Here is a 23284-nt window from a genome sequence, read left to right on the forward strand (position 1 = left end):
GTGCGGTCAGCATAAAGGCTGTCCGGCGGCCGGCAAATGACGATTTCAAGAGTCCGGCTTGCAGAACGCTTTGCCGGCAAGCATTGCGGTGCCCGCGCAGGTGATGCCAGATGTTTATTTCAGTTAGATGACAAACGACTTTCGAACCGGCGAGATTCAGGGTGGAAAGCCCGCGGGGTCGAGGTGACGCCCGTGCGGCTGCCCCATTTGGCCAACTTGATCGCCGCCATTCCGTCCGCGGCGCCGGCTTCGATCGACGGATCGGCTGGCCCATTGGTTTGGCGCGTGCAAAAGCGTGGTTCACACCCTATATGAGGCCGACAAATTCTCCAGGACACAGATTTTCGAGGCAAGCCATGAGCGATGCACAGACGCAGATCCCCGTAACCGTTCTCACCGGCTATCTCGGCGCGGGCAAGACGACGCTGCTCAACCGCATCCTGTCGGAGAACCACGGCAGGCGTTACGCCGTCATCGTCAACGAGTTCGGCGAGATCGGCATCGACAACGACCTGATCGTCGAATCCGACGAGGAAATCTATGAGATGAACAATGGCTGCGTGTGCTGCACGGTGCGCGGCGACCTGATCCGCGTCGTCGAGGGCCTGATGCGCCGGCCCGGCCGCTTCGACGCCATCGTGGTCGAGACCACGGGCCTCGCCGATCCGGTGCCGGTGGCGCAGACCTTCTTCATGGATGACGACGTACGCTCCAAGACCAAGCTCGACGCGGTGGTGGCGCTGGTCGACGCCAAGCACCTGCCGCTGCGGCTGAAGGACTCCAAGGAGGCCGAGGACCAGATCGCCTTCGCAGACGTGGTGGTGCTGAACAAGACCGATCTCGTCACGCCCGAAGAGCTGGAAAAAGTCGAGGCGACGATCCGCGCCATCAATCCGGCAGCCAGGATCCATCGCACGGAGCGCGCCGGGGTGGCGCTGGGCGAAGTGCTCGATCGCGGCGCCTTCGACCTGTCCCGCGCGCTGGAGAACGATCCGCATTTCCTCGAGGCGCACGATCATGATCATGACCACGACCACCATCACCACGATCATGACGGGCACGATCATCACCATCACGACCATGCTTCGGATATCCACGACGTGACGGTCAAGTCGGTGTCGCTGCGCGGCGGCGAGATGGACCCGAAGAAGTTCTTCCCCTGGATCGAGAAGGTGACGCAGATGGAAGGGCCGAACATCCTCAGGCTAAAGGGCATCATCGCGCTCAAGGGCGACGACGACCGCTATGTGCTGCAAGGCGTGCACATGATCCTCGAAGGCGACCATCAGCGCGCCTGGAAGGACGGCGAGAAGCACGAGAGCCGGCTGGTGTTCATCGGCCGCGATCTCGACGCCGAGCGGCTCAGGAAGAGCTTTGAGGCCTGCCAGGCGGCTTGATTTCTTAACTTTGCAACGTTAGCGCTGCCCCTCATCCGCCTGCCGGCACCTTCTCCCCGTAAAGAACGGGGAGAAGGGACGCGCTGCAACGCAGGCGATCCCCTCTCCCCGTCCTTACGGGGAGAGGGTAAGGGTGAGGGGCAGCGCCAACTTGGATAATGTCTCCCATGCCCACAGTCGCCCCGCTTGATCTCGAAAGCCATTGCGTCGCCGCCGTCTTCCTCAACGACGTGCCGCATTTCGCGCTTGCCGACGGGACGATCCACCGGTTGGACAATGGGCACAAGACGACGCAGGCCAATGACGGGCTGCTCGCAGCGTTCCACGACGCGGCCAACGACCGGCTGATCACCGGTGGCGAGGACGGCAAGGTGTTTGCCGTCAAGGCAGGCGGCGAGGCGAGCGAGCTCGCCAGCGCCGGCAAAAAGTGGATCACCAGCGTCGCCGCCGGTCCACAGGGCGCGATCGCCTTTGCCTCCGGCAAGAGCGCGTTCGCGCGCTTTGCCGACGGCAAGGTCAAGGAATTCGCCCATCCGCGCTCGGTAGAAGGCCTGGCCTTCTCGCCGAAAGGCATGCGCTTCGGCGTCGCCCGCTACAATGGCGCGACGCTGCATTTCCCGGCCGCCGAGGGCAAGCCGGTGGAGCTCGAATGGGCCGGCGCCCATACCGGCATCAGCTTTTCGCCGGACGGCGCCTTCGTCATCACCACCATGCAGGAGAACGCGCTGCATGGCTGGAAGCTTGCCGACGGCAAGCACATGCGCATGAGCGGCTATCCCGGCAAGGTGAAGAGCCTGTCCTGGAGCGTGAAGGGCAAATGGCTGGCGAGCTCGGGCGCGCCGGCGGCGATCGTGTGGCCATTCGCGAGCAAGGACGGCCCGATGGGCAAGGCGCCGCTGGAGCTCGGCACGCGCGGCAACACCATGGTGACCTGCGTTGCCTGCCATCCGAGCCAAGAGGTCACGGCCATCGGCTATGAGGACGGCATGGTGATAGCGGCGCGCTTTGCCGACGCCAAGGAGGTGCTGCTGCGCCGCCCCGGCAAAGGCGCCATCACCTCGATGATGTGGGATAAGGAGGAGCGCCGCATCGTGTTCGGAAGCGCTGCAGGCGATTGCGGCGTCATCGATATCACTGCGTAAGGGAGTAGGGGAGTAAGGCAGTAAGGGAGTAGGGAAAAGACTGCAGTTGAACGCCTCCCCTACTCCCCTACTCCCCTACTCCCCTACTCCCCTACTCCCCTACTCCCCTACTCCCCTACTCCCCTACTCCCCTACTCCCCTACTCCCCTACCTGAGCCAACGCCCGGCCCCTGCGCGGCCAATTGCGGTTTTGCCGACCGGTTGGCAGAGTGCCGCGCGAGAAAGTGGGGCCTTCATGCATTCAATCGACCGGACTTCCATCGGCGGCATCGCTGTCGCCCGCATCGCCGAATTGCGCGAGGCGGAAGCGGCCGCCTTCCGCAAGGCGCGGCCGAAATCGGAAGCCAAGGTGGGCAACGGTATCGCCGGCTTCCTCGGCGGCGTGCCGATGCACTGGATGACCGATTGGCCGACGCCGTTCCCGATCCTGGTCGACGGCGCGAAAGGCGCCACGATCACCGACGTCGACAGCAACAAGCTCGACGATTTCTGCCTTGGCGACACCGGCTCGATGCTCGGCCATTCGCCGCCGCCGGTCGCCCGCGCCATCCGCCGGCAGGCCGGGCGCGGACTCACCTACATGCTGCCCAGCGAGGATGCGCTGGCTATCGGTCCGCTCCTGCAACAGCGCTTCGGCCTGCCTTACTGGCAGATCGCAACCACCGCCACCGACGCCAACCGCTTCGCGCTGCGCGTCGCCCGCGCGGTGACAGGACGCGAAAAGATCCTGGTCTTCAACGGCTGCTATCACGGCTCGGTCGACGAGACGATGGTGCGGCTGATCGACGGCAAGCCGGTCAATCGGCCCGGGCTGGCCGGCGAGTTCCGCGACCTGACCCGGGCAACGAAGATCGTCGAGTTCAACGATGTCGCGGCGCTGGAAGGGGCGCTGGCAGATCGGGACGTCGCCTGCGTGATCACCGAACCGGTGCTGACCAATTCCTGCATGGTGCTGCCGGAGCCCGGCTTCCACGACGCCCTGCGGCGCCTGACCCGCGCCGCCGGCACGCTGCTTCTGATCGACGAGACGCACACCATTTCCACCGGCCCCGGCGGCTTTACGAAGAAGCACGGGCTGGAGCCGGACCTGTTCGTGCTCGGCAAGCCGGTGGCCGGCGGCGTTCCGGCCAGCATCTGGGGCATGAGCGAGGAGGTCGCCACCCGCTACGGCGCCTATAACAGGGCGAAGGAGCCCGGCTATTCCGGCATGGGCACGACGCTGTCGGCCAACCCGCTGCAATTCGCGGCGATGCGGGCGACGCTGGAAGAGGTGATGACCGAGGAGGCTTATGCCCATATGGACCGGCTGGCGCGCCGGCTCGACGCCGGGCTCACCGCCGTCATCGACCGCTGTCATTTGCCCTGGCATGTCGCGCGGGTCGGCGCCCGCGTCGAGTTCATCTGCGCGCCCGGCCCGCTCAGGAATGGCGGCGCAGCGGAGAAAGCGCATGCGCCGGAGCTCGAGGCCGCCATCCATGTCGCGCTGGTCAATCGCGGCGTGCTGATCGCGCCGTTCCACAACATGATGCTGATCTCGCCGGCGACGACGTCCGCGCAGGTGAGCCGGCTGATCGCCGCCTTCGCCGCGGTTGCGGCAAGGCTCACGGCGTGAGACAAGCAGTTGGAAGATTGGCGGCCATGGACAATCCGAACACAGTAGCGACCTCGCCTTCCGGCTCGACGCCCGCCGAGGCGAAAGCCTTTCTCGATGCCCATCCCGACATCGAGGCCTTCGACATCGTGCTCACCGATGCCAACGGCATCGGCCGCGGCAAGATCGTGCGGCGGCACGAGCTGATGAGCATTTTCGAGGGCGGCCGGCACATGCCGATCTCGATCCTCGGCCTGGACATCACCGGCGAGGACGTCCACGACACCGGGCTGATCTGGGACACAGGCGACGGCGACCTCAGGGCATGGCCGATTCCCGGCACGCTGGTGCCGCTCTACGGCACCAAGCCGCCGCGGGGCCAGGTGCTGATGGCGATGTACCACCTCGATGGCCAGCCGATGTCGTCCGACCCGCGCCTGGTGCTGGCAAGACAGGTAGAACTGCTGGCGGCGCGCGGCCTGCATCCGGCGGGCGCCTTCGAGCTGGAATTTTTCCTTCTGGCCAACGAGCGCGACGCGGACGGCAAGGTGCAGGCGGCGCGCGCGGTGCTCGACGGCCGCCGCTCGGCCAAGACCGAGGTCTACTCGGTCGACCATCTGCACGGCATGGAGCCGCTGTTTTCCGACATCTACGCCGCTGCCAGAGAGCAAGGCATTCCGGCCGAGACGGTGATTTCCGAATATGCGCCCGGCCAGTACGAACTGACGCTCAACTACCGCAAGGACGTTATGCGGGCGGCGGACGACCTGGTCATGCTGAAACGGCTGGTGAGGGCGCAGGCGCGCCGGCACGGCGTCACCGCCTGTTTCATGGCGAAACCTATCGAGACTTATGCCGGCTCGGGCATGCATTTCCACGTCTCGCTGCAGGACGACGCCGGCAAAAACGTCTTCACCGAATCTGCCGGCGAGAAATGGTCGCCAAAGCTGCTCAACGCGCTTGGCGGGCTTATCCACACCATGGCGGAATCGATGCTGGTGTTTGCGCCGCATGCCAATTCGTGGCGGCGCTTCGTCTCGCAATCCTATGCGCCGGTGGCGCCGAGCTGGGGCGTCAACAACCGGTCCGTGGCGCTGCGCGTGCCGGCGGGCGACGCCAAGAACCGCCGCATCGAACATCGTCCGTCCGGCGTCGACGCCAACCCCTATCTGGTGGCGGCGACGGTGCTGGCCGGCATCGTCAAGGGCCTCGACGAGGGCCTGGACCCCGGCCCGGAGACGACCGGCAACGGTTATGAGCAGGCAACGGATGCGTCGATCATGCCGGCGGACTGGCGCGCCGCGATCGAGGCTGCACGGGCATCCAGCTTCCTGAAATCGGCGCTCGGCCCCGACCTGCATCGGACCTTCGTGGCGATCAAGCAGGCGGAATATCTGCGCGTGGCTCGCACCGTCAGCGAGCTGGATTACCACCTCTACCTGCACGAGGTGTGAGGATCGGGAACCATCGCCGGGCTCGCCCATTTCAAGTTTGAAAGCGGGCGAGACAGAACCATGGCGACAACACCGTCAACAACGGCCTTGCAGCGCGAAGCGAGGCGCACGGCCAGGCGCATCCATGCGTCCGAGGCAGAGCCGGCACTCGGGGAAAATGCCGCCTCCATCGGCGAGGCGCGCGAAGCGGCAAAAGCCTGCCGTCGCTGCCCGCTTTGGCATGACGCTACGCAGACCGTGTTCGGCGAAGGACCGGAAACCGCGGATGTGATCTTCGTCGGCGAACAGCCCGGCGATCAGGAGGATCTGGCCGGCAAGCCGTTCGTCGGCCCGGCCGGCAGGATATTCGACAGCATCCTGGACGATGCCGAAGTCGACCGCCGCAAGGTCTATGTGACCAACGCCGTGAAACACTTCAAGTTCGAGCCGCGCGGCAAGCGGCGCATCCATTCGAAACCCAATGCCGGCGAGATCCAGGCCTGCCGCTGGTGGCTGGACAAGGAGCTCGATTTCATCAAGCCGAACCTTGCGGTGGCGCTTGGCGCGACAGCGGCGCAGTCGCTGCTCGGCAAGGCGGTGCCGGTGTTGAAGAGGCGCGGCGACGTGATCGAACGCAGTGACGGGCTGCGCGTCTTCATCACCATCCACCCTTCGCTTATCCTGCGCATTCGCGAACCGGAGGACAAGGCTGCCGAGCGCGATCGGTTTTTGAAGGATATGCGGAAGGTGAAGCAGCTGATGGCGGCTTGAGGTTCTACGCGCCCTAACGGGACCCCCAAGCAGACATACCATGAATGCTGTTGCACAGGGTTAGCGCGGCCTTGGAGATTGGCCGAAACGCCCGTCGCTTCGTCATCCACGGGCGGAGCAAGGAGCGAAGCGACGCGCGCAGACCCGAGGATCCATTCCGTGACTTCGACGCCGCCGCAACGGTGCAGAATTCTGCGCCGTTTGCATCCTTCGGCCAGGGTAACGGAATGGATTCTAGGGTCTGCGCGCGTCGCTTCGCTCCTTGCTCCGCCCTAGAATGACGACCTCTGTGGGGCTCCGCGCTACCTAACCAGTATCGCCCTTAGATCATTCACATTCGTGCCCGTCGGACCCGGCACGAACAAATCCTCGACAGCATTGAATGCCGTCCAGGCATTATTGCCGGCAAGCATCGCCTTGGCGTCGACGCCCGCGGCGCGCATGCGCGCAACCGTCGAGCCGTCGGCGAAGGCGCCGGCATTGTTCTCCGACCCGTCGATGCCGTCCGTGTCGGCGGCCAAAGCATGGATGCCGTCCACGCCATCGATGCCGATGGCGAAGGCGAGCAGGAATTCGGAATTGCGGCCGCCCTTGCCCTTTATGCCGTCAATGGGGGCCCGCAAAGTGACCGTGGTCTCGCCGCCGGAGAGGATCAGCACCGGCTTGGCGAAAGGCCGGTTGCGGGTCGCCACCTCGCGCGCAATCGCGGCATGGACACCGCCGACCTCGCGCGCCTCGCCCTCGATCGAATCCGAAAGGATGACGGCCTCGATGCCTTGACGCCTCGCTTCGGCGGCCGCCGCTTCCAGCGAGACTCCTGCCGAGGCGATCAGATGCACTTCATTGCCGGCAAAGCGCGGATCGTCTGGACGAGGTGCGTCGGCGGCAGGCGACTGGATGTGCGCCATCACCGAAGCCGGCAGCTTCATGCTGTAGGCCGCAATCGACGCAAGTGCATCCTCGCGGCTGCCGGTATCGGGAACGGTCGGCCCCGAGGCGACCAGCGCCGGATTGTCGCCGGGGATGTCGGAGACGACCAGCGACACCACCCTGGCCGGATGAGCGGCGGCGGCCAAGCGGCCGCCCTTGATGGTCGAAACGTGCTTGCGGATGGTGTTCATCGCCGCGATCGGCGCGCCGGAGGCGAGCAGCGCCTCGTTGACGGCGATCTCGTCGGCCAAGGTCAGGCCAGGGGCGGGCGACGGCAGCAGCGCCGAGCCGCCTCCCGAAATCAGCGCCACGACCAGATCGTCGCGCGTCAGGCCGCGCACCTTCTCCAGCAGCCGGCGCGAGGCCTCGAGACCGGCCGCATCAGGGACAGGATGCGCCGCCTCGATGATCTCGGTGCGCTCGCATTTTGCGCCATAGCCGTAGCGGGTGACGACCAGCCCGTCGATCGGACCATCCCAGACCTTCTCGAAGGCCGCCGCCATCTGCGCGGAGCCTTTGCCGGCGCCGATGACGATCGTGCGGCCCTTCGGCTTTGCCGGCAAATGGTTGCGGATCGTCCTTTCCGGGTCGGCGGCAGAGACGGCCGCGTTGAAGATCGCGGTAAGGAAGGTTTTTGGGTCGAGCACGGTCATCCTTGGCTGCCATCGGCATTGCGCAGATTTTTCCGACGCCGGCGCCGCCCCTCACCCTTACCCTCTCCCCGTGAAGAACGGGGAGAGGGGGTCGCCAGCGTTGCGGCAATCTCCCTTCTCCCCGTCACTATACGGGGAGAAGGTGCCGGCCCACCTTCCGCAGCTGCAGCGCAGCTGCTGCGGAGGATGGGCAGGCGGATGAGGGGCGGCGCCGGCGTCACGATTTCTCTTCCGGCGGCAGCGCCAGTTGCTTCCGATCGACGCCAAGATGCGCGCAGAGCGCATCGACCACGACGCCATGGTCCTCGCGCTCCGGCAGACCGGAGACGGCAATGACGCCGATGACGCCGGCGCCCTTGACCGTGACGGGAAAGCCGCCGCCGGCGAGCACATAGTCGGCAATGTCCAGCGCCTCGCCAACCTTGAAGGTGCGGTCCGGCCGCTGCTGCTCCAGTACCATGCGGTAGGTGCTTCTCAGATAACGCTTCACGACATTGATCTTGCGCCGTGCCCAGTCGGGATTGGAGGCGTTGGAGCCCGGCATCGCGGCATAGAACAGCGGCCGGTCAAAGGTCCTGATGTCGACGATGATCGGCAGGTTTTCCTTGAGCGCCTGGGCCCTGATCGCCGAGCCGATCTCGAAGGCCACGGCCTCGTCGAAGGCCGGAAAGACCAGCGTGGCTTCCTGTTTCTTGATCAGAGCGATGTCGGCGGCGGCAGCCATGGCGTTTCCCCTGTCAATGTCGTCGCACGCTTTGGCCGATGGCTGACGTGGGGTCAAGCGACGAGCGCATTTAATCTATGCGACAATCGCGCTCTTCGCTGGCCGTCCCGCCACATAGACCTCACGCACGGCGCGATCGTCGCCCAGCGTCTGCAGCAGGAAAAGTTCTTCCGCCAGCGTCTCCACCGTCTCCATCCTGAGCCGCATCGCCGGCGTGGCATGGGCGTCGAGCACGACGATGTCGGCGTCCGTGCCTTCTTCCAGCGTGCCGACCTTGTCGGCGACAGACAGCGCCTCGGCATTGCCGCGCGTCAATTGCCAGTAGGACTGGAACGGGTTCAGCTTCTCGCCGTTCAGCGCAATGACCTTGTAGCCCTCGTCCATGGTGCGCAGCATGGAATAGTTGGTGCCGCCGCCGACATCGGTGGCTGCCGCGATCCTGAGCGGCTTCTCGCGCCGGCTATAGCGCTGGTAGTCGAACAGGCCGGAGCCGAGGAATAGGTTGGAGGTCGGGCAGAACACCGCCACCGAGCCCGACTGCGACATCGCATCCGCCTCGCGTTCCGACAGGTGGATGCAGTGGCCGAACAGACTCTTTTTCCCCAGCAGGCCGTAGTGCTCATAGATATCGGTGTAATCGCGCGACCAGGGATAAAGCTCCTGGGTGAAGGCGATCTCGGCGTGGTTCTCCGACAGATGCGTCTGCATGTGGAGATCGGGATGTTCGCGGCAGAGCGCGCCGGCCATCTCCATCTGCTCGGGCGACGAGGTGATGGCGAAGCGCGGCGTGATCGCATAGAGCTGGCGACCCTTGCCGTGCCATTCGACAATCAGCGCCTTGGTGTCGTCGTAGCCGGACTGTGGGGTATCGAGCACGCCGTCCGGCGCGTTGCGGTCCATCATCACCTTGCCGGCAATGTTGAGCATATTGCGGTCATGCGACTCCGTGAAGAAGGCTTCGGCGGAAGATTTGTGCACCGAGCAATACGCAGCAACCGTCGTCGTGCCATGGCGCAGCATCTCGTCAAGGAACAGCCGAGCGATGCGGCGGCCGTGCTGCGCGTTGCGGAACTTCGTCTCCTCCGGAAAGGTGTATTTGTTCAGCCAGTCGAGCAGCTCGGCGCCGTAGGACGCGATGACCTGCATCTGCGGAAAATGCACATGGGCGTCGATGAAGCCCGGCAGGACGAGATGCGGACGATGATCGATCGTCTCAACGCCGGCTCCCGCACGCTTCGCGACCTCGGCATAGGGACCGGCGGTAACGATCCTGCCGCTGTCGATCAGCAGCCCGCCATCCTCCTCGTAGCGCCAGGCGGAATGGTCGTCGATCGCTTCGGGCCAGCGCAGGAAAGAGAGCGTGCGGCCGCGCAGGAGTTTCGATGTCATGCTTACTTTCCGGCGCCTTCGAACCAGGCCACCAAAAGGGCACGTTCCTGGTCGGTTATCTGGGTGACGTTGGCGGGCGGCATGGCATGCGCCCGGCCGGCCTGCAAATAGATCTCGTGGGCATGCTCGGCAATGCGCGTGTCGGTGTCGAGCATCACGCCCTTGGGCGCATGATAGATGCCCTCGTAGACGGGCTCCTCGGCATGGCACATCGAGCAGCGGCCGAGCACGGTGTCGCGCACGGCAGGGAAGTGCGCCGAGGCCATATAGATCCGCGCCGCAGAGGATGCGGCGGATGTCTTCGGCTCGCCGGTGAGTACCTTCGGCACGGTCGACAGCCAGATGATGATCATGAACAGGACGGCGGCGCCGAGCCAGGTCCAGGTCGGGTTGCCCTTCCGCGCATGCACGGTGTTGAAATAGTGCCGGATCAGCACGCCGATGATGAAGACCAGCGAGGCGATGACCCAGTTGAACTCAGTGCCGAAGGCCAGCGGATAGTGGTTCGACAGCATCAGGAACAGGACCGGCAAGGTCAGGTAGTTGTTGTGCAGCGAGCGCTGCTTGGCGATCTTGCCGTATTTCGGGTCCGGCTTGCGGCCGGCGATCAGGTCGGCGACGACGATCTTCTGGTTGGGGATGATGACCATGAAGACGTTGGCCGACATGATCGTGGCGGTGATGGCGCCGAGATGCAGGAAGGCTGCGCGGCCGGTGAAGAGGTGCGTCAGCCCCCAGGCGATGAATACCAGCACGCCGTAGAGCACCAGCATCAGGCCGGTATCGCTTCTGCCGAGCGGCGAGCGGCACAGAAGATCGTAGACGATCCAGCCGACGCCGATGGTGGCGAGCGACAGCAGGATGCCGACCGGCACCGAGACGTCGAGCACGTTGGGGTCGATCAGGAACAGGTCGGCGCCGGCGTAATAGACCACGCACAGCATGGCGAAGCCCGACAGCCAGGTGGCGTAGGATTCCCATTTGAACCAGGTCAGGTGCTCCGGCATCTCGGCCGGCGCCACCAGATATTTCTGAATGTGGTAGAAGCCGCCGCCATGCACCTGCCACTCTTCGCCGAAGGCGCCGGCGGGCAGGCCGGGACGCTGGCGCAGCCCGAGATCGAGCGCGACGAAATAGAAGGACGAACCGATCCAGGCGATGCCGGTGATGACATGCAGCCAGCGGACCGCAAAACTCAGCCAGTCCCAGAAAATCGCAAAATCCGTCATCCGTGTCGCCCCTGGGAAATCGTCCCTGCCGATCAGGTGACTTTACGGTCTGAGGCGCAAACGAAAAGAGGCGAGGCCCGCGATGACTTTCAAAAAAAAATGGAAAATACTAGTTTCACTGCACATAGACGTTTGAGAGCCACGAAAGCCGCATGGCCTATCTCGACAACATCGCCGTCTTCGTCCGTGTCGTCGAACTCGGCAATCTGTCGGCGGCCGGGCGCGACATGCGCATCTCGCCGGCAGTGGCCTCCAACCGCATCAAGGAGCTGGAGAAGCATCTGGGCGTGCGGCTGTTCAACCGCACGACGAGGCAGTTGATGCCGACCGAACATGGCACGGTGTTCTACACCGGCGCCAAGCATGTGCTGGACGCCATCACCGAGGCGGAAGCGGCGGTTGCAGCGCTTTCCGGCCAGCCGCGCGGCACGATCAAGGTGACGGCGCCGCTCGGCCTCGGCCGGCGGCTGATCGCCTCCGGCATTCCGGACTTTCACGACAAATACCCCGATATCGAGGTGCGGCTCAGGCTCTCCGACCACAATGTCGACATCATGAAGGAAGGCATCGACGTCGCCTTCCGCCTCGGCATCATCGAGGATTCGAGTCTCAGGATGCGCGGCATCATGGACTGCGAGCGCGTGCTGGTCGCAGCGCCTAAATATCTCGAGGCGCGCGGCGAGCCGGTCGAGCCGCAGGAATTGATCGGCAAGAAGCACGACTGCCTGATGCTGCGCTATGCCGGCACGCGCGAATATGTCTGGACGCTGCAGACGCCGAACGGCGTGCAGAAATTCGAGGTGCATGGACCTTACGACACCGACGACGGCGACGTTTTGACCGGCTGGGCGCTGTCGGGGCGCGGCATCATCAACAAGCCGCGTTTCGAGGTCGAGCCGTTCATCCGCGACCAGCGGCTGAAGGTGATCCTGGCCAAGACCCCGCCGACACCGGTGCAGCTTGCCGCCGTCTATCCGCACAAGAAGCTGCAGGACCCGAAGGTGCGGCTGCTGCTCGACTTCATGGCCGACCGCTGCCAGCGGCTGATCAAGGACATTTTGGCTGGGAAGTAGGTATCAGTAGCGTTTCACAGCTTCGGGATTGGCCGAAGCCTCCCCGACGTCGTCATCCACGGGCGGAGCGACGCGAAGCGGCGCGCAGACCCGAGGATCCATTCCGCGACCTTCGCCGAAGAGCGCAGCGGAGCAGAATTCTGAACCGTCGCAACGCTTTGACGTCACGGCATGGATCCTATGGTCTGCGCTGCGTCGCTTCGCTCCTTGCTCCGCCATAGGATGACGACGGGATAGGCGCCTCAGCCAACCACCGAGGTATGCGCCACGCAACATTGGTTCGGCAGGACTTCTACCTCGCCGCTAATACGGTGACTGGTCGGCAAGTGGGTTGTGTGCGTCAAGTTCTGCAAAAAGGGGCGGCCATGAGGCTGGTCATGCGGCTTGGCGCAGAGCGAGCTTCTTGTGCTCGCGCAGGTCGTCCATGTTGATGTAGCGGTTGGCCTCCATCCAGTTTTCGTTGGTTTCGACGGCCAGCGCCCTGACCAGGCGCAGGCAGCTTTCGGCGTTGGGAAAGATGCGCACGACATAGGTGCGGCGCCTGATCTCTTCGTTGAGGCGTTCCAGCATGTTGGTCGACTTCAGGTGCTTGTGGTGCTGGCGCGGCAGGCGAAAGAAGGTCAGCGTGCGCTCGATGGTCTCCTCCACCCACGTCGTCAGCCGCGGATAGCGGCCCGACCATTTGGCCAGCCACGCGGCGAGATCGGCCTTGGCCTCGGCGAGATCGCGCCGGTCGTAGAGCCATCTGAGCTCCTGCAGGCAGTCGTCGCCGTGCTTGCGCGGCAGGTGATCGAGCGCGTTCCTGAGGAAGTGCACGTAGCAGCGTTGCCAGGCCGCTTCCGGAATCACCTCGCCGATCGCCGCGACCAGACCGGCATGGTCGTCGGACACGACCAGTTCGACGCCCCTGAGACCGCGCGCCTTGAGCGCCACGAGGAAGTCCTTCCAGGCCGAGCGGCTCTCGCGATTGGCCATCTCCACGGCCAGGATCTGGCGCCGCCCGTCCCAGTCGATGCCGACCGCGATCAGCACCGCCTGGCTCATGACGATGCCGGCCTCGCGCACCTTCTCGTAGCGGGCATCGAGCACGAGGTAAGCAAAGGGCTCTTGAAGCGGGCGCTCGGCAAAGGCCTTCAGGCTCTCGTCCAGGCGCTTGTTGATGGCCGAGATCGACGAGGCCGAGAAGGCATGCCCGCACAGCTCCTCGGTGATCGCCTTGACCTTGCGGGTCGACACGCCTTGCACGTACATCTCGGCAAGCGTCGCCACCAAGGCCCGCTCGGAGCGCTGGTAGCGCTCGAACAGCTCGGTGGAGAAGCGCCCCTGCCGGTCCTGCGGAACCCGCAGCTCCAGCTTGCCGACACGGGTGACAAGCGTGCGGCCGTAATACCCAGAGCGATAGCCGAGCCGCTCCGGTGTCCGTTCGCTCTTCGAAGCGCCCAGCGCCTCGTCCATCTCGGCCTCGAGGACCTCCTGCATCACTGCGCGGATCACTTCGTGCAGCCCATCCGGGTTCGAAAGCAGAATGTCTTTGACGGCAGCTATGGCGGATTTATCTTCGATCTTGGTCATGGTGGCGTTCCTTCGCGGGAATCAGGTGACGTGAACAATCACCAGCCTGCCATGACCGCCCTCTCTCAGCGAATTTGCAGAACTCTCAGCACACTACCGGCAAGTGACAGCTTGGTGACCCACTCGCCTCCCGTTGCCTTGCACAAAAGCGAGCCTAGGTTGGTAGCGACATCGCTGGCAGCCAATGAGCACACAATGCATCTCGCCGTTTCGCTCAACATCGCTTCCGCTACCGGGCAGGCCGGCCTGACATTTGCAGAGATCGCCGGCTTCGCGCGGAAGGCGGAGGCGGCCGGGATCGATATGGTCGTCATCTGCGATACGACGGAGGAGCGATCGAGCAGCCCTTTCGAGGCGACCACGCTTCTGGCGGCACTCGCCACCGTGACCGAAAGGATCGGGCTGGTCGCCGGCGCCTCGACGCTCGCGCACCAGCCTTACAATCTGGCACGCCGGTTCGCGTCGCTCGACATCATCAGCCATGGCCGCATCGGCTGGAACGCAACGTTGAGACAGAATTCGCGCGAAGCGGCGAATTTCAGCCGGCCGGAAGGTTTCTCGGACGACGACTTTCGCCGCCGCGCCAAGGAATTCATCGGCATCGTGCAAGATCTGTGGCGAGGCTGGGATGCGGACGCTTTGCTGTTCGACAAAGCCGGCGGCCGGTTCCACGATCCCGACAAGATGCATTTCCTCGACCACAAGGGCGTGTTCTTCTCCGTGCGGGGGCCGCTCAACGTCGCCCGCTCGCCGCAGGACACGCCGGTGCTGGTCATGTCGGGCCTGGGGGAGGCCGATCTCGATTTCGGCGCCAAAGTCGCCGATGTCGTGCTGATCGAGGCGGAGGGCGCCAAGGCAGCCTATGACGATCTCAAGCGCCGCGCGGTTGCCGCCGGACGCGAGCCGGAAACCATGAAGGTGTTGATGACGGTTGGCGTGGACGAGCATGCGGCTGGCGGGATGGAGGCTTGGCTCGACGGCAAAAGCTGCGATGGTTTCAATTTCGCTTTGCAGGCCGATCTTTCGACGCTCGATGACTTCACCGACCGCATCCTGCCGGAGCTTCGCCATCGCGGCATGGCCCGATCGGCTGATGCCGGGGCAACACTGCGCGGACATCTCAGGCTTGGCGCGGGAGGCGCAAAATGAGCGCGCGTTAGATGAAGCTCGGCTTGTTCCTGTGGGCGACAGGCCACCATATCGCCGCCTGGCGCCATCCGGATTCGCATGTGACGGCCGGCATCGACATCGATCATTACATCGAGCTGGCGCGGACTGCGGAAGCGGCGAAATTCGACATGGTCTTCTGTGAGGACGCCGCCGGCCTGCGCGAAGCCAATATCAACATCGCCAGCCAGACCTCGCGCTCGATCGGCTTCGAGCCGATCAGCCTGCTTTCAGCCCTTGCCGTGCAGACCGAGCGCATCGGCCTCGTGTCGACGGCCTCGACCAGCTACAACGAGCCTTACGGGCTGGCGAGGGCCTTCGCCTCGCTCGACAATCTGAGCGGCGGCCGCGCGGGCTGGAACCTCGTCACCTCCGCCAACCCCATCGAGGCGGCGAATTTCGGCGCGACAGGTCTCAGGCCGCATGCCGACCGCTACGAACGCGCCCGTGAATTCGCCACCGTCGTCACCGGCCTGTGGCGCCGCAAGGCGGCCGGCCATGACGGCCAGAGCTTTTCGGTGCGCGACCCGCTCGACATCCCGCCCTCGCCGCAGGCCGCGCCGGTGATGGTGCAGGCCGGCGCTTCCGACGACGGCAAGGATCTTGCCGCGCGGACCGCCGATGTCGTGTTCAGCGCGGCGCAGACCCTAGAGGAGGCCAAGGCCTTTTACGACGACCTCAAGGGACGGCTGGCCGCCTATGGCCGCCAGCCGGACGACGTGAAGATCATGCCCGGCGTGGCGCCGATCGTCGCGGCAACCAAAGTCGAGGCTCAGGCCAAATACGATGCGCTGCAGGAACTGATCCCCGACGATGTCGGCGTCGCTCTGCTTTCCAGCTATCTCAGCATCTCCGACCTCTGGCGCTATCCGATCGACGGGCCGTTGCCGGAACTGCCGGAGAGCCAAGGCATGAAAAGCCGGCAGGCGCTGGTCATCGAGCAGGCGCGGCGCGACGGTCTTTCAATCCGCGAATTGGCGCGCTATTTCGCCGGCGCGCGCGGGCATTGGCGCGTCGTCGGCACGGCGGCGCAGATCGCCGATGCGCTGCAAGAGCGGTTCGAAGGCGGAGCGGCCGACGGCTTCAACGTCATGCCGTCCTGGTTTCCGGGCGAATTGGACGCCTTCGCGACAATGGTCGTTCCGGAGCTGCAGCGGCGCGGCCTGTTCCGCAAGGACTATGAGGGCCGCACACTGCGTGAGCACCTTGGCCTCAAGCGGCCGATGCAAGGCGATTAGTCCATCTGGCGAGCCGTCCAGCATAGCCATGGGGCGCGACTGGCCAAGGACCACCTCAACCGGCCATCGCCTTTTCGGGCGCGGCCGATGCCTCGGCGGAGTGCGACGCCAGCGCCGTCATGATCTCGGCCGCGGCGAGCGCGGCGATCACCGGCGGGCGCTTGTCTTTCACGGCATTGCCGCCGATCGGCGAAATGAGGCGGTCGAACTCTGCCTCACTGCCCTCGGCCGACTTCAGGAACCAGTTCTTGAAGGTCGCCTTCTTGGTCTTCGAGCCGATCATGCCGACATAGGCGGTGTCGTCGCGCTTCAGCGCCTCGGCAACGATCAGGAAATCGAGCGCATGGTCGTGTGTGAGTATGGCGAAGGCCGATCCCGCCGGCGCCTCACGCACGACGCTTTCGGGCATCGGCGTCAGCCGCGTCTCGACCGTTTCCGGCATGCCCTCCAGCGCATCCGCCCGCGTCTCGACGACGACAGCATGGACGGGCAGGAGCGCGAGCGACGCGGCCAGCGCCTGGCCGACATGGCCGCCGCCGAACACATAGACATGCGGCAGATGCGCATCCTCGGCCTCGGCCTTGCTGATGAGCTGTTGTTCGAGCGCTGCATCGACCGGCCGGATCAGCACCTCGACTCGCCCGCCGCAGCATTGGCCGATCTCAGGACCTAACGGCACATCGAGTGTAGCGACAACTTTGTCAGCGTCGCGCTGCCCCTCACCCTTACCCTCTCCCCGTAAGAACGGGGAGAGGGGGTCGCCAGCGTTGCGACTAGCCCCCTTCTCCCCGTCACTATACGGGGAGAAGGTGCCGGCAGGCGGATGAGGGGCTGCGCTGACGTCTGCAATTTCCAGGGAACTGCACTTTGATGAGGCAAGTCGACACAACATCTGCCGCGCCTTGTCGATCGCCATGAACTCGAGCTGGCCGCCGCCGATGGTGCCAAAAATCGCCGATGCCGAGACGAGCATGAAGGCGCCGGCCTCGCGCGGCGTCGAGCCTTTCGTCGCCGCGACCTCGACGAGAGCGACCCGGCCGGCACGGCCGAGAAAGTCCTTGAGGCTTTGCGCTTTCGAGTTCATCGACTGCATGTCCTGCACGGGAATGTAGGCCTTTCCGGCCGGATTTGCACCTTTTGGCTCGTTCAGGCCGGTTTTGCGGCCTTTAGCCGCTCGATCGCCATCAGCACGCGCTCTGGCGTCGCCGGCGCGTCGAGACGCGGGCAGACCTTGTGGTCCGCGACACTCGCCACGGCATCGGAAAGCGCATGCAGCACCGACATGCCGAGCGGGAACGGCGGCTCTCCGACCGCCTTGGAGCGATGCACGGTAGGCTCGTTCGCCTCGGACCAGTCGGCGAGCGTCACGTTGAAGATCTTCGGCCGGTCGGAGGCGAGCGGAATCTTGTAGGTCGACGGCGCATGCGTGCGCAGCCGGCCCTTGTCGTCCCACCAGAGTTCCTCGGTGGTGAGCCAGCCCATGCCTTGGATGAAGCCGCCCTCGATCTGGCCGAGATCGATGGCGCAGTTCAGCGAGCGGCCAGTCTCGTGCACTATGTCGGTGCGCTCGACCACATATTCGCCGGTCAGCATGTCGACCGACACCTCGGAGCAGGAGGCGCCATAGGCGAAGTAGTAGAAGGGTCGGCCCTCGCCTTTGTCGCGGTTCCAGTGAATCTTCGGCGTCTTGTAGAAGCCCGCCGCCGAAAGCTGGATACGGGCCATGTAGGCCTGCTTGACGAGGTCGGCGAAGGGGATCTCCTGATTTCCGATGCGCACCCGGTTGGGCAGGAACAGCACCTGGTCGCGCGGCACCTGGTATTTCTCGCAAGCGAAATTGATCAGCCGGTCCTTGATCTGGCGGGCGCCGTTCTGCGCCGCCATGCCGTTGAGATCGGAGCCGGACGATGCCGCGGTCGCCGAGGTGTTCGGCACCTTGCCGGTCGTGGTGGCGGTGATCTTCACCTGGTCGAGATCGATCTGGAACTCCTCGGCCACCACTTGCGCCACCTTGAGGTAGAGGCCCTGCCCCATCTCGGTGCCGCCATGGTTCAGATGCACCGAGCCGTCGGTATAGACATGCACCAGCGCGCCAGCCTGGTTGTAATGGGTGGCGGTGAACGAGATGCCGAACTTGACCGGCGTCAGCGCCAGGCCGCGCTTGACGAAGCGGCTGTTGTTGTTGAAGGCGCTGATCTCGCGCCGGCGCCGCTCATAGTTCGAGCTCGCCTCCAACTCGGCGACGATGCGTTGGATGATGTTGTCCTCGACCGTCTGGTGGTAGGGCGTGATGTTCCTGTCGGACGTGCCGTAGAAATTCTTCTTGCGGATCTCGAGCGGATCCTTGCCAACGGCGAATGCGACCTCGTCGATGACGCGCTCGGCGCCGACCATGCCTTGCGGTCCGCCGAAACCGCGGAAGGCGGTGTTCGACACGGTGTTGGTGTAGAGCGGCGCCGACTGCGCGTGCACGGTCGGCCAGAAATAGGTGTTGTCGCAATGGAACAGCGCGCGATCGGTGACCGGACCGGAGAGGTCCGAGGAAAAGCCGCAGCGCGCCGCGAACAAGAAGTCGACGCCGAGGATATTGCCGTCGTCGTCGAAACCGACCTCGTAGTCGATGAGGAAGTCGTGGCGCTTGCCGGTGGCGGTCATGTCGTCGTCCCGGTCGGGCCGAATCTTGACGGCGCGGTGGTGCCGCTTGGCGGCAATCGCCGCGAGCGCGGCGAACTGGTTGCCCTGCGTTTCCTTGCCGCCGAAGCCGCCGCCCATGCGGCGGATTTCCACCGTGACGGAATGGCTGGGCACGCCGAGCGCATGGCTCACCATATGTTGGACTTCGCTCGGATGCTGGGTCGAGGAATAGATGGCGACATCTTCATCCTCGCCGGGAATGGCCATGGCAATATGGCCTTCCAGGTAAAAATGCTCCTGGCCGCCGACCCGCATCTTTCCCTTGAGCCTGCGGGGTGCCGCCTTGATCGCCGCCGCCGCATCGCCGCGCCTTAGCGTCAGCGGCGGGGTGACGAGCTTATCCTTCCTCGGGTCGAGTTCGCCGATGTCGGTGACGAAAGGCAGTTGCTCGTATTCGACCTTGGCCAGCCTGGTGGCGCGCCGCGCCTCCTCGCGCGTCCCGGCGATGACGCAGAAGATCGGCTGCCCATAGAACTCAACCTTGCCGTCCGCCAGCACCGGCTCGTCGTGTCGGCCGGTCGGCGAAATGTCGTTCTCGCCGGGAATATCCTTTGCCGTCAGCACGTCCACGACGCCCGGCGCAGCGCGCACCGCCGACAGGTCCATCTTGGTGATGGTGGCATGCGTTGCCGTGGACAGGCCGAGGCAGCCATGCAGCGTACCCGCCGGTTCCGGCATGTCGTCGATATAGATCGCCGTGCCGCTGACATGCTTGTGCGCGGAATCGTGGCGCTGGTCGCTGGCAACGCCGCCCTTGATCTTCTGTGCCTTGAGGTTGGGGACGTGCTTGGTCATCAGGCGGCCTCGTACCGAGAGACCTGGAACGGCGCCCTGGTTCCGGTGGTCTCGACAAAGAAGCGCAGGAGAAGGTTCTTCGCCGCCAGCGCCCGATATTCGGCGGTCGCGCGCATGTCGGTGATCGGCGCGAAGTCGCCGGCATATTCGGCCATCGCGGCCTCCACCGACGCTTCCGTCCAGGCTTTTCCGATCAGCGCCTTTTCGACCGCAGCCGCGCGCTTCGGCGTCGGCGCCATGCCGCCATAGGCGATGCGGATATCCGCCACCGTGCCGTCCTTGGCGAGCGTCAGATAGAAAGCGCCGAGCGTCGCGGTGATGTCCTCGTCGCGGCGCTTGGTGACCTTGTAGACGGCAAATCTCGTTCCCTTTGCCGGCACGGGCACATGCACGGCCTCGACGAATTCGCCGGGCTGGCGGTCCTGCTTGCCGTAGGCGACGAAGAATGTTTCGAGCGGGATCGTGCGGCGCGCTCCACCCTTGCGCAGCGTCAGTTGCGCGCCGAGCGCGATCAGCGGCGGCGGCGTGTCGCCGATCGGCGAGCCGTTGGCGATGTTACCGCCGATGGTGCCCATGTTGCGCACCTGCTCGCCGCCGACGCGGTCGACCAGCGGCCCCAATGCCGGGATGCGCTTCGACAGCGTCTCGAAGGCCTCGGTGTAGGTCACGCCGGCGCCGATGGTGATGACCCCATCAGCCTCCGAGATCGTGCGCAGGCCGTCGAGACCGCCGATGAAGATCGCCGGCGAGATGTCGCGCATATGCTTGGTGACCCACAGGCCGACATCGGTCGAGCCGGCAACGATGGTGGCGCCCGGCTCCTTCTCGAGCACGGCGGCGAAATCGTCGACGTTGGCCGGCACGATCAGACGCTGCTTACCTGAACCGACCTCGACCCTGGCGCCGTCGCGCAACGCTTCCAGCCGCGCGGCAATATCCTCGCGCTCCAGCGCCAGCGGGTCCTTCGCCGCCTTGCCGTAGCTCGATATGGCGCGAGCGGCGCGCATGATCGCCTCGTAGCCGGTGCAGCGGCAGAGATTGCCCTGCAGCGCCTTTTCGATCGCCGCATCGGAGGGGTTGGGCGTCTTCATCCAGAGCGCATAGAGCGACATGATGAAACCCGGCGTGCAGAAGCCGCATTGCGAGCCGTGGAAATCGACCATCGCCTGCTGAACCGGGTGCAGCTTCTCGCCGTTGCCGCGCAGATGCTCGATGCTGACGACATGGGTGCCGTCGAGCGATCCCATGAAGCGGATGCAGGCATTGACGCTTTCATAGACGAGACCTTCGGCGGAAAGCTTGCCGACCAGCACCGTGCAGGCGCCGCAGTCACCCTCGGCGCAGCCTTCCTTGGTGCCGCGCAGCGACCGGTTGAGCCGCAGCCAGTCGAGCAGCGTCATGTCGGGCGCGATGTCGGCGAGCGCGACGTCGGCACCGTTCAGGATGAAGCGTATCTCGTTGCGGGTCTTGATCTCTGCCATGGCTCAACTCCCGCGATAGGTCGAGTAGCCGTAAGGCGAAATCAAGAGGGGGACATGATAATGCCGCTCCTCCGCCAGGCCGAAGCGGATCGGCACGATGTCGAGGAAGGCGGGCTCTGGCAGGCTGATGCCCTGCCTACGCAGATAGTCGCCGGCGGCGAAAACCAGCTCATATTCGCCGGTGCGGAAATCGGCGCCGGCAAGCAGCGGCGCATCGCAGCGGCCGTCATCGTTGGTGGTGACGGTTTTCAGATGCGTGCGGCCCTGCCGCTCGATGCGGAAAAGCTCGATCGAAAGGCCCTTTGCCGGCCTGCCGGTCGCGGTGTCGAGCACATGGGTCGTCAGACGCCCGCCATCGGCTTTCGTTTCTGCCACTGGCCGCCTCCCATTTCCAGTACGGCCGATTGGCCGGTACAGTCGAACGTTTTCAGGTCAATTGTGCGCCAATTAAAGGCGATGCATAAGTCCCGGTCGAGCGGAGTGCGGCAAAAAGCACTTTCAAAAATTTTCGGGGGAATGCTGAAGCACTCCTTTCGATATCTTCATCTCATCCATCGGGCAGGAGCGACCATGCGTTACGAACGGGACATGCGCGGTTACGGGGCCAATCCACCGGACCCGAAATGGCCCGGCGGCGCCTATGTCGCGGTGCAATTCGTCGTCAACTACGAGGAAGGCGGCGAGAATTGCGTGCTGCACGGCGACAAGGCGTCCGAGGCGTTCCTGTCAGAGATAGTCGGCGCTGCCCCCTGGGTCGGCCAGCGCCACTGGAACATGGAATCGATCTACGAATATGGGGCCAGGGCCGGCTTCTGGCGGCTCCACCGGCTGTTCACCGAAGCTGAGGTGCCGGTGACCTGCTACGGCGTCGCCACCGCGCTCGCCCGCTCGCCCGACCAGGTCGTGGCGATGCAGGAGGCGGGCTGGGAGATTGCCTCGCATGGGCTGAAATGGATCGACTATCGCGACCACAGCGCGGAGGACGAGCGGCGCGACCTCGAAGAGACGATCAGGCTGCATCACGAGGTGACCGGCGCGCGGCCGACCGGCTGGTACACCGGCCGCACCTCGGTCAACACCGTGCGGCTCGTCGCCGAGGAAGGCGGCTTCGACTATGTCTCCGACACCTATGACGACGAACTGCCTTACTGGTTCGATCGCGGCGGGCTGGAGAAGCCACAGCTCGTCATCCCCTACACGCTCGACGCCAACGACATGCGTTTCGCGACGCCTCAAGGGTTCAACTCGGGCGATCAGTTCTTCGCCTATCTGAAGGACAGCTTCGACACGCTCTATGCCGAGGGCAAGGCGGGGCGGCCGCGCATGATGAATATCGGCCTGCATTGCCGGCTGGTCGGCCGTCCGGGCCGCGTGGCGGCGCTGAAGCGCTTCGTAGACTATGTGAAGTCGCACGACAAGGTGTGGCTGACACGGCGCATTGATATCGCAAAACACTGGCGCGAGACGCATCCCTACCAGGCGCCGGCTTTGCGCCCATCGCGGATGGAGTTCGAGGAATTCGTCTACGCCTTCGGCGGCGTCTTCGAGCATTCGCCCTGGATAGCCGAGCGCGCCTACGAGCTGGAGCTTGGACCCGCGCATGACAGCGCCGGCGGCCTGCACAACGCGCTCTGCCGCGTCTTCCGCGCGGCGACCGAGGCCGAACGGCTCTCCGTGCTCAACGCCCACCCCGACCTCGCCGGCAAGCTGGCGGCGGCCAGGCGGCTGACCCCGGAATCGGCCAAGGAACAGGCCTCCGCCGGGCTCGACGCGCTGACCGACAAGGAGCGCGAGCTGTTCTCGAAGCTCAACGCCGCCTACGTCACCACCTTCGGCTTCCCCTTCATCATCGCGGTCAAGGGCAAGACCAAGGACGAGATCCTGGCGGAGTTCGAGGCGCGCATCGGCAACGGCCGCAGCAATGAGTTCGATACCGCCTGCAAACAAGTCGAGCGCATCGCCCTGCTTCGGCTGAAAGACATGCTCCCGTTATAGGCTTCAAGAC

General features: G+C 64.8%; 18 protein-coding genes. 9 read left to right on the top strand and 9 right to left on the bottom strand.

The window, feature by feature from the left end:
• The first annotated feature begins 356 nt into the window (after nucleotides 1–356).
• The 5 genes from QAZ22_RS01680 (at nucleotide 357) to QAZ22_RS01700 (ending at nucleotide 6334) form a co-directional block, all read left to right on the top strand.
• On the top strand, nucleotides 357–1397 hold the full coding sequence (locus QAZ22_RS01680) for a GTP-binding protein (protein WP_278205245.1): 1041 nt from the start codon (nucleotides 357–359) through the stop codon (nucleotides 1395–1397).
• Nucleotides 1398–1564: 167 nt separating this feature from the next.
• The gene (locus QAZ22_RS01685; RefSeq protein WP_278205246.1) at nucleotides 1565–2539 is read left to right on the top strand and encodes a WD40 repeat domain-containing protein; all 975 of its coding nucleotides are present in this window, start codon (nucleotides 1565–1567) and stop codon (nucleotides 2537–2539) included.
• A 235-nt stretch (nucleotides 2540–2774) separates the two neighbouring features.
• Complete coding sequence (locus QAZ22_RS01690) at nucleotides 2775–4151, top strand: aspartate aminotransferase family protein (protein ID WP_278205247.1); 1377 nt, start codon at nucleotides 2775–2777, stop codon at nucleotides 4149–4151.
• A 26-nt stretch (nucleotides 4152–4177) separates the two neighbouring features.
• Complete coding sequence (locus QAZ22_RS01695) at nucleotides 4178–5584, top strand: glutamine synthetase family protein (RefSeq protein ID WP_278205248.1); 1407 nt, start codon at nucleotides 4178–4180, stop codon at nucleotides 5582–5584.
• 60 nt (nucleotides 5585–5644) lie between these two features.
• Nucleotides 5645–6334 (top strand): UdgX family uracil-DNA binding protein, encoded by a 690-nt coding sequence (locus QAZ22_RS01700; RefSeq protein ID WP_278205249.1) that lies wholly within the window; start codon nucleotides 5645–5647, stop codon nucleotides 6332–6334.
• A gap of 302 nt (nucleotides 6335–6636) precedes the next feature.
• On the opposite strand, the gene QAZ22_RS01705 is transcribed toward QAZ22_RS01700, so the two are convergent.
• From QAZ22_RS01705 to QAZ22_RS01720, 4 genes are all read right to left on the bottom strand, one after another.
• Nucleotides 6637–7917: a glycerate kinase gene (locus tag QAZ22_RS01705; protein WP_278205251.1), complete on the bottom strand. Its 1281-nt coding sequence runs from the start codon at nucleotides 7915–7917 to the stop codon at nucleotides 6637–6639.
• Nucleotides 7918–8134: 217 nt separating this feature from the next.
• On the bottom strand, nucleotides 8135–8641 hold the full coding sequence (locus QAZ22_RS01710) for a heme-degrading domain-containing protein (protein WP_278205252.1): 507 nt from the start codon (nucleotides 8639–8641) through the stop codon (nucleotides 8135–8137).
• A gap of 75 nt (nucleotides 8642–8716) precedes the next feature.
• Complete coding sequence (guaD, locus tag QAZ22_RS01715; RefSeq protein ID WP_278205253.1) at nucleotides 8717–10030, bottom strand: guanine deaminase; 1314 nt, start codon at nucleotides 10028–10030, stop codon at nucleotides 8717–8719.
• Nucleotides 10031–10032: 2 nt separating this feature from the next.
• Entirely contained in the window at nucleotides 10033–11259 is a 1227-nt protein-coding gene (locus QAZ22_RS01720; protein ID WP_278205254.1) for a urate hydroxylase PuuD, read from the bottom strand.
• A 152-nt stretch (nucleotides 11260–11411) separates the two neighbouring features.
• On the opposite strand from QAZ22_RS01720, the gene QAZ22_RS01725 reads away from it, so the two are divergent.
• On the top strand, nucleotides 11412–12332 hold the full coding sequence (locus tag QAZ22_RS01725) for a LysR family transcriptional regulator (RefSeq protein ID WP_278205255.1): 921 nt from the start codon (nucleotides 11412–11414) through the stop codon (nucleotides 12330–12332).
• A 375-nt stretch (nucleotides 12333–12707) separates the two neighbouring features.
• On the opposite strand, the gene QAZ22_RS01730 is transcribed toward QAZ22_RS01725, so the two are convergent.
• On the bottom strand, nucleotides 12708–13904 hold the full coding sequence (locus tag QAZ22_RS01730; protein WP_278203348.1) for an IS256 family transposase: 1197 nt from the start codon (nucleotides 13902–13904) through the stop codon (nucleotides 12708–12710).
• A 195-nt stretch (nucleotides 13905–14099) separates the two neighbouring features.
• Between QAZ22_RS01730 and QAZ22_RS01735 the strand changes: the two genes are divergently transcribed.
• On the top strand, nucleotides 14100–15053 hold the full coding sequence (locus tag QAZ22_RS01735; protein WP_278205256.1) for an LLM class flavin-dependent oxidoreductase: 954 nt from the start codon (nucleotides 14100–14102) through the stop codon (nucleotides 15051–15053).
• Nucleotides 15054–15064: 11 nt separating this feature from the next.
• Nucleotides 15065–16309 carry an LLM class flavin-dependent oxidoreductase gene (locus QAZ22_RS01740; RefSeq protein ID WP_278205257.1) on the top strand — a complete coding sequence of 415 codons (1245 nt, stop codon included), beginning with the start codon at nucleotides 15065–15067 and terminating at the stop codon, nucleotides 16307–16309.
• A 55-nt stretch (nucleotides 16310–16364) separates the two neighbouring features.
• Here QAZ22_RS01740 and xdhC read toward each other — a convergent pair whose 3' ends face one another.
• From xdhC to uraH, 4 genes are all read right to left on the bottom strand, one after another.
• Nucleotides 16365–17393 carry a xanthine dehydrogenase accessory protein XdhC gene (gene xdhC, locus QAZ22_RS01745; protein ID WP_278205258.1) on the bottom strand — a complete coding sequence of 343 codons (1029 nt, stop codon included), beginning with the start codon at nucleotides 17391–17393 and terminating at the stop codon, nucleotides 16365–16367.
• Nucleotides 17394–17455: 62 nt separating this feature from the next.
• Nucleotides 17456–19798 carry a xanthine dehydrogenase molybdopterin binding subunit gene (gene xdhB, locus QAZ22_RS01750; RefSeq protein ID WP_278205259.1) on the bottom strand — a complete coding sequence of 781 codons (2343 nt, stop codon included), beginning with the start codon at nucleotides 19796–19798 and terminating at the stop codon, nucleotides 17456–17458.
• Nucleotides 19798–21279 carry a xanthine dehydrogenase small subunit gene (gene xdhA / locus QAZ22_RS01755; RefSeq protein ID WP_278205260.1) on the bottom strand — a complete coding sequence of 494 codons (1482 nt, stop codon included), beginning with the start codon at nucleotides 21277–21279 and terminating at the stop codon, nucleotides 19798–19800. The genes xdhB and xdhA overlap by 1 nt, the downstream gene beginning before the upstream one ends.
• A gap of 3 nt (nucleotides 21280–21282) precedes the next feature.
• Complete coding sequence (uraH, locus tag QAZ22_RS01760; RefSeq protein ID WP_278205261.1) at nucleotides 21283–21654, bottom strand: hydroxyisourate hydrolase; 372 nt, start codon at nucleotides 21652–21654, stop codon at nucleotides 21283–21285.
• Nucleotides 21655–21849: 195 nt separating this feature from the next.
• On the opposite strand from uraH, the gene puuE reads away from it, so the two are divergent.
• Nucleotides 21850–23274, top strand: coding sequence for an allantoinase PuuE (gene puuE, locus QAZ22_RS01765; RefSeq protein ID WP_278205263.1), 1425 nt, complete (start codon nucleotides 21850–21852; stop codon nucleotides 23272–23274).
• Nucleotides 23275–23284: the final 10 nt, after the last annotated feature.

Origin of the sequence: Mesorhizobium sp. WSM4906 (assembly GCF_029674625.1) — a bacterium.
Lineage (GTDB): Bacteria > Pseudomonadota > Alphaproteobacteria > Rhizobiales > Rhizobiaceae > Mesorhizobium.

Coding starts and splice junctions, on each gene's coding strand:
- guaD (WP_278205253.1), bottom strand. CDS start 10,030: ATGACATCGAAACTCCTGCGCGGCCGCACGCTCTCTTTCCTGCGCTGG.
- QAZ22_RS01725 (WP_278205255.1), top strand. CDS start 11,412: ATGGCCTATCTCGACAACATCGCCGTCTTCGTCCGTGTCGTCGAACTC.
- QAZ22_RS01730 (WP_278203348.1), bottom strand. CDS start 13,904: ATGACCAAGATCGAAGATAAATCCGCCATAGCTGCCGTCAAAGACATT.
- QAZ22_RS01735 (WP_278205256.1), top strand. CDS start 14,100: ATGCATCTCGCCGTTTCGCTCAACATCGCTTCCGCTACCGGGCAGGCC.
- xdhC (WP_278205258.1), bottom strand. CDS start 17,393: ATGAACTCGAAAGCGCAAAGCCTCAAGGACTTTCTCGGCCGTGCCGGC.
- QAZ22_RS01705 (WP_278205251.1), bottom strand. CDS start 7,917: ATGACCGTGCTCGACCCAAAAACCTTCCTTACCGCGATCTTCAACGCG.
- QAZ22_RS01690 (WP_278205247.1), top strand. CDS start 2,775: ATGCATTCAATCGACCGGACTTCCATCGGCGGCATCGCTGTCGCCCGC.
- QAZ22_RS01710 (WP_278205252.1), bottom strand. CDS start 8,641: ATGGCTGCCGCCGCCGACATCGCTCTGATCAAGAAACAGGAAGCCACG.
- QAZ22_RS01695 (WP_278205248.1), top strand. CDS start 4,178: ATGGACAATCCGAACACAGTAGCGACCTCGCCTTCCGGCTCGACGCCC.
- QAZ22_RS01720 (WP_278205254.1), bottom strand. CDS start 11,259: ATGACGGATTTTGCGATTTTCTGGGACTGGCTGAGTTTTGCGGTCCGC.
- QAZ22_RS01740 (WP_278205257.1), top strand. CDS start 15,065: ATGAAGCTCGGCTTGTTCCTGTGGGCGACAGGCCACCATATCGCCGCC.
- QAZ22_RS01680 (WP_278205245.1), top strand. CDS start 357: ATGAGCGATGCACAGACGCAGATCCCCGTAACCGTTCTCACCGGCTAT.
- QAZ22_RS01685 (WP_278205246.1), top strand. CDS start 1,565: ATGCCCACAGTCGCCCCGCTTGATCTCGAAAGCCATTGCGTCGCCGCC.
- xdhA (WP_278205260.1), bottom strand. CDS start 21,279: ATGGCAGAGATCAAGACCCGCAACGAGATACGCTTCATCCTGAACGGT.
- puuE (WP_278205263.1), top strand. CDS start 21,850: ATGCGTTACGAACGGGACATGCGCGGTTACGGGGCCAATCCACCGGAC.
- xdhB (WP_278205259.1), bottom strand. CDS start 19,798: ATGACCAAGCACGTCCCCAACCTCAAGGCACAGAAGATCAAGGGCGGC.
- QAZ22_RS01700 (WP_278205249.1), top strand. CDS start 5,645: ATGGCGACAACACCGTCAACAACGGCCTTGCAGCGCGAAGCGAGGCGC.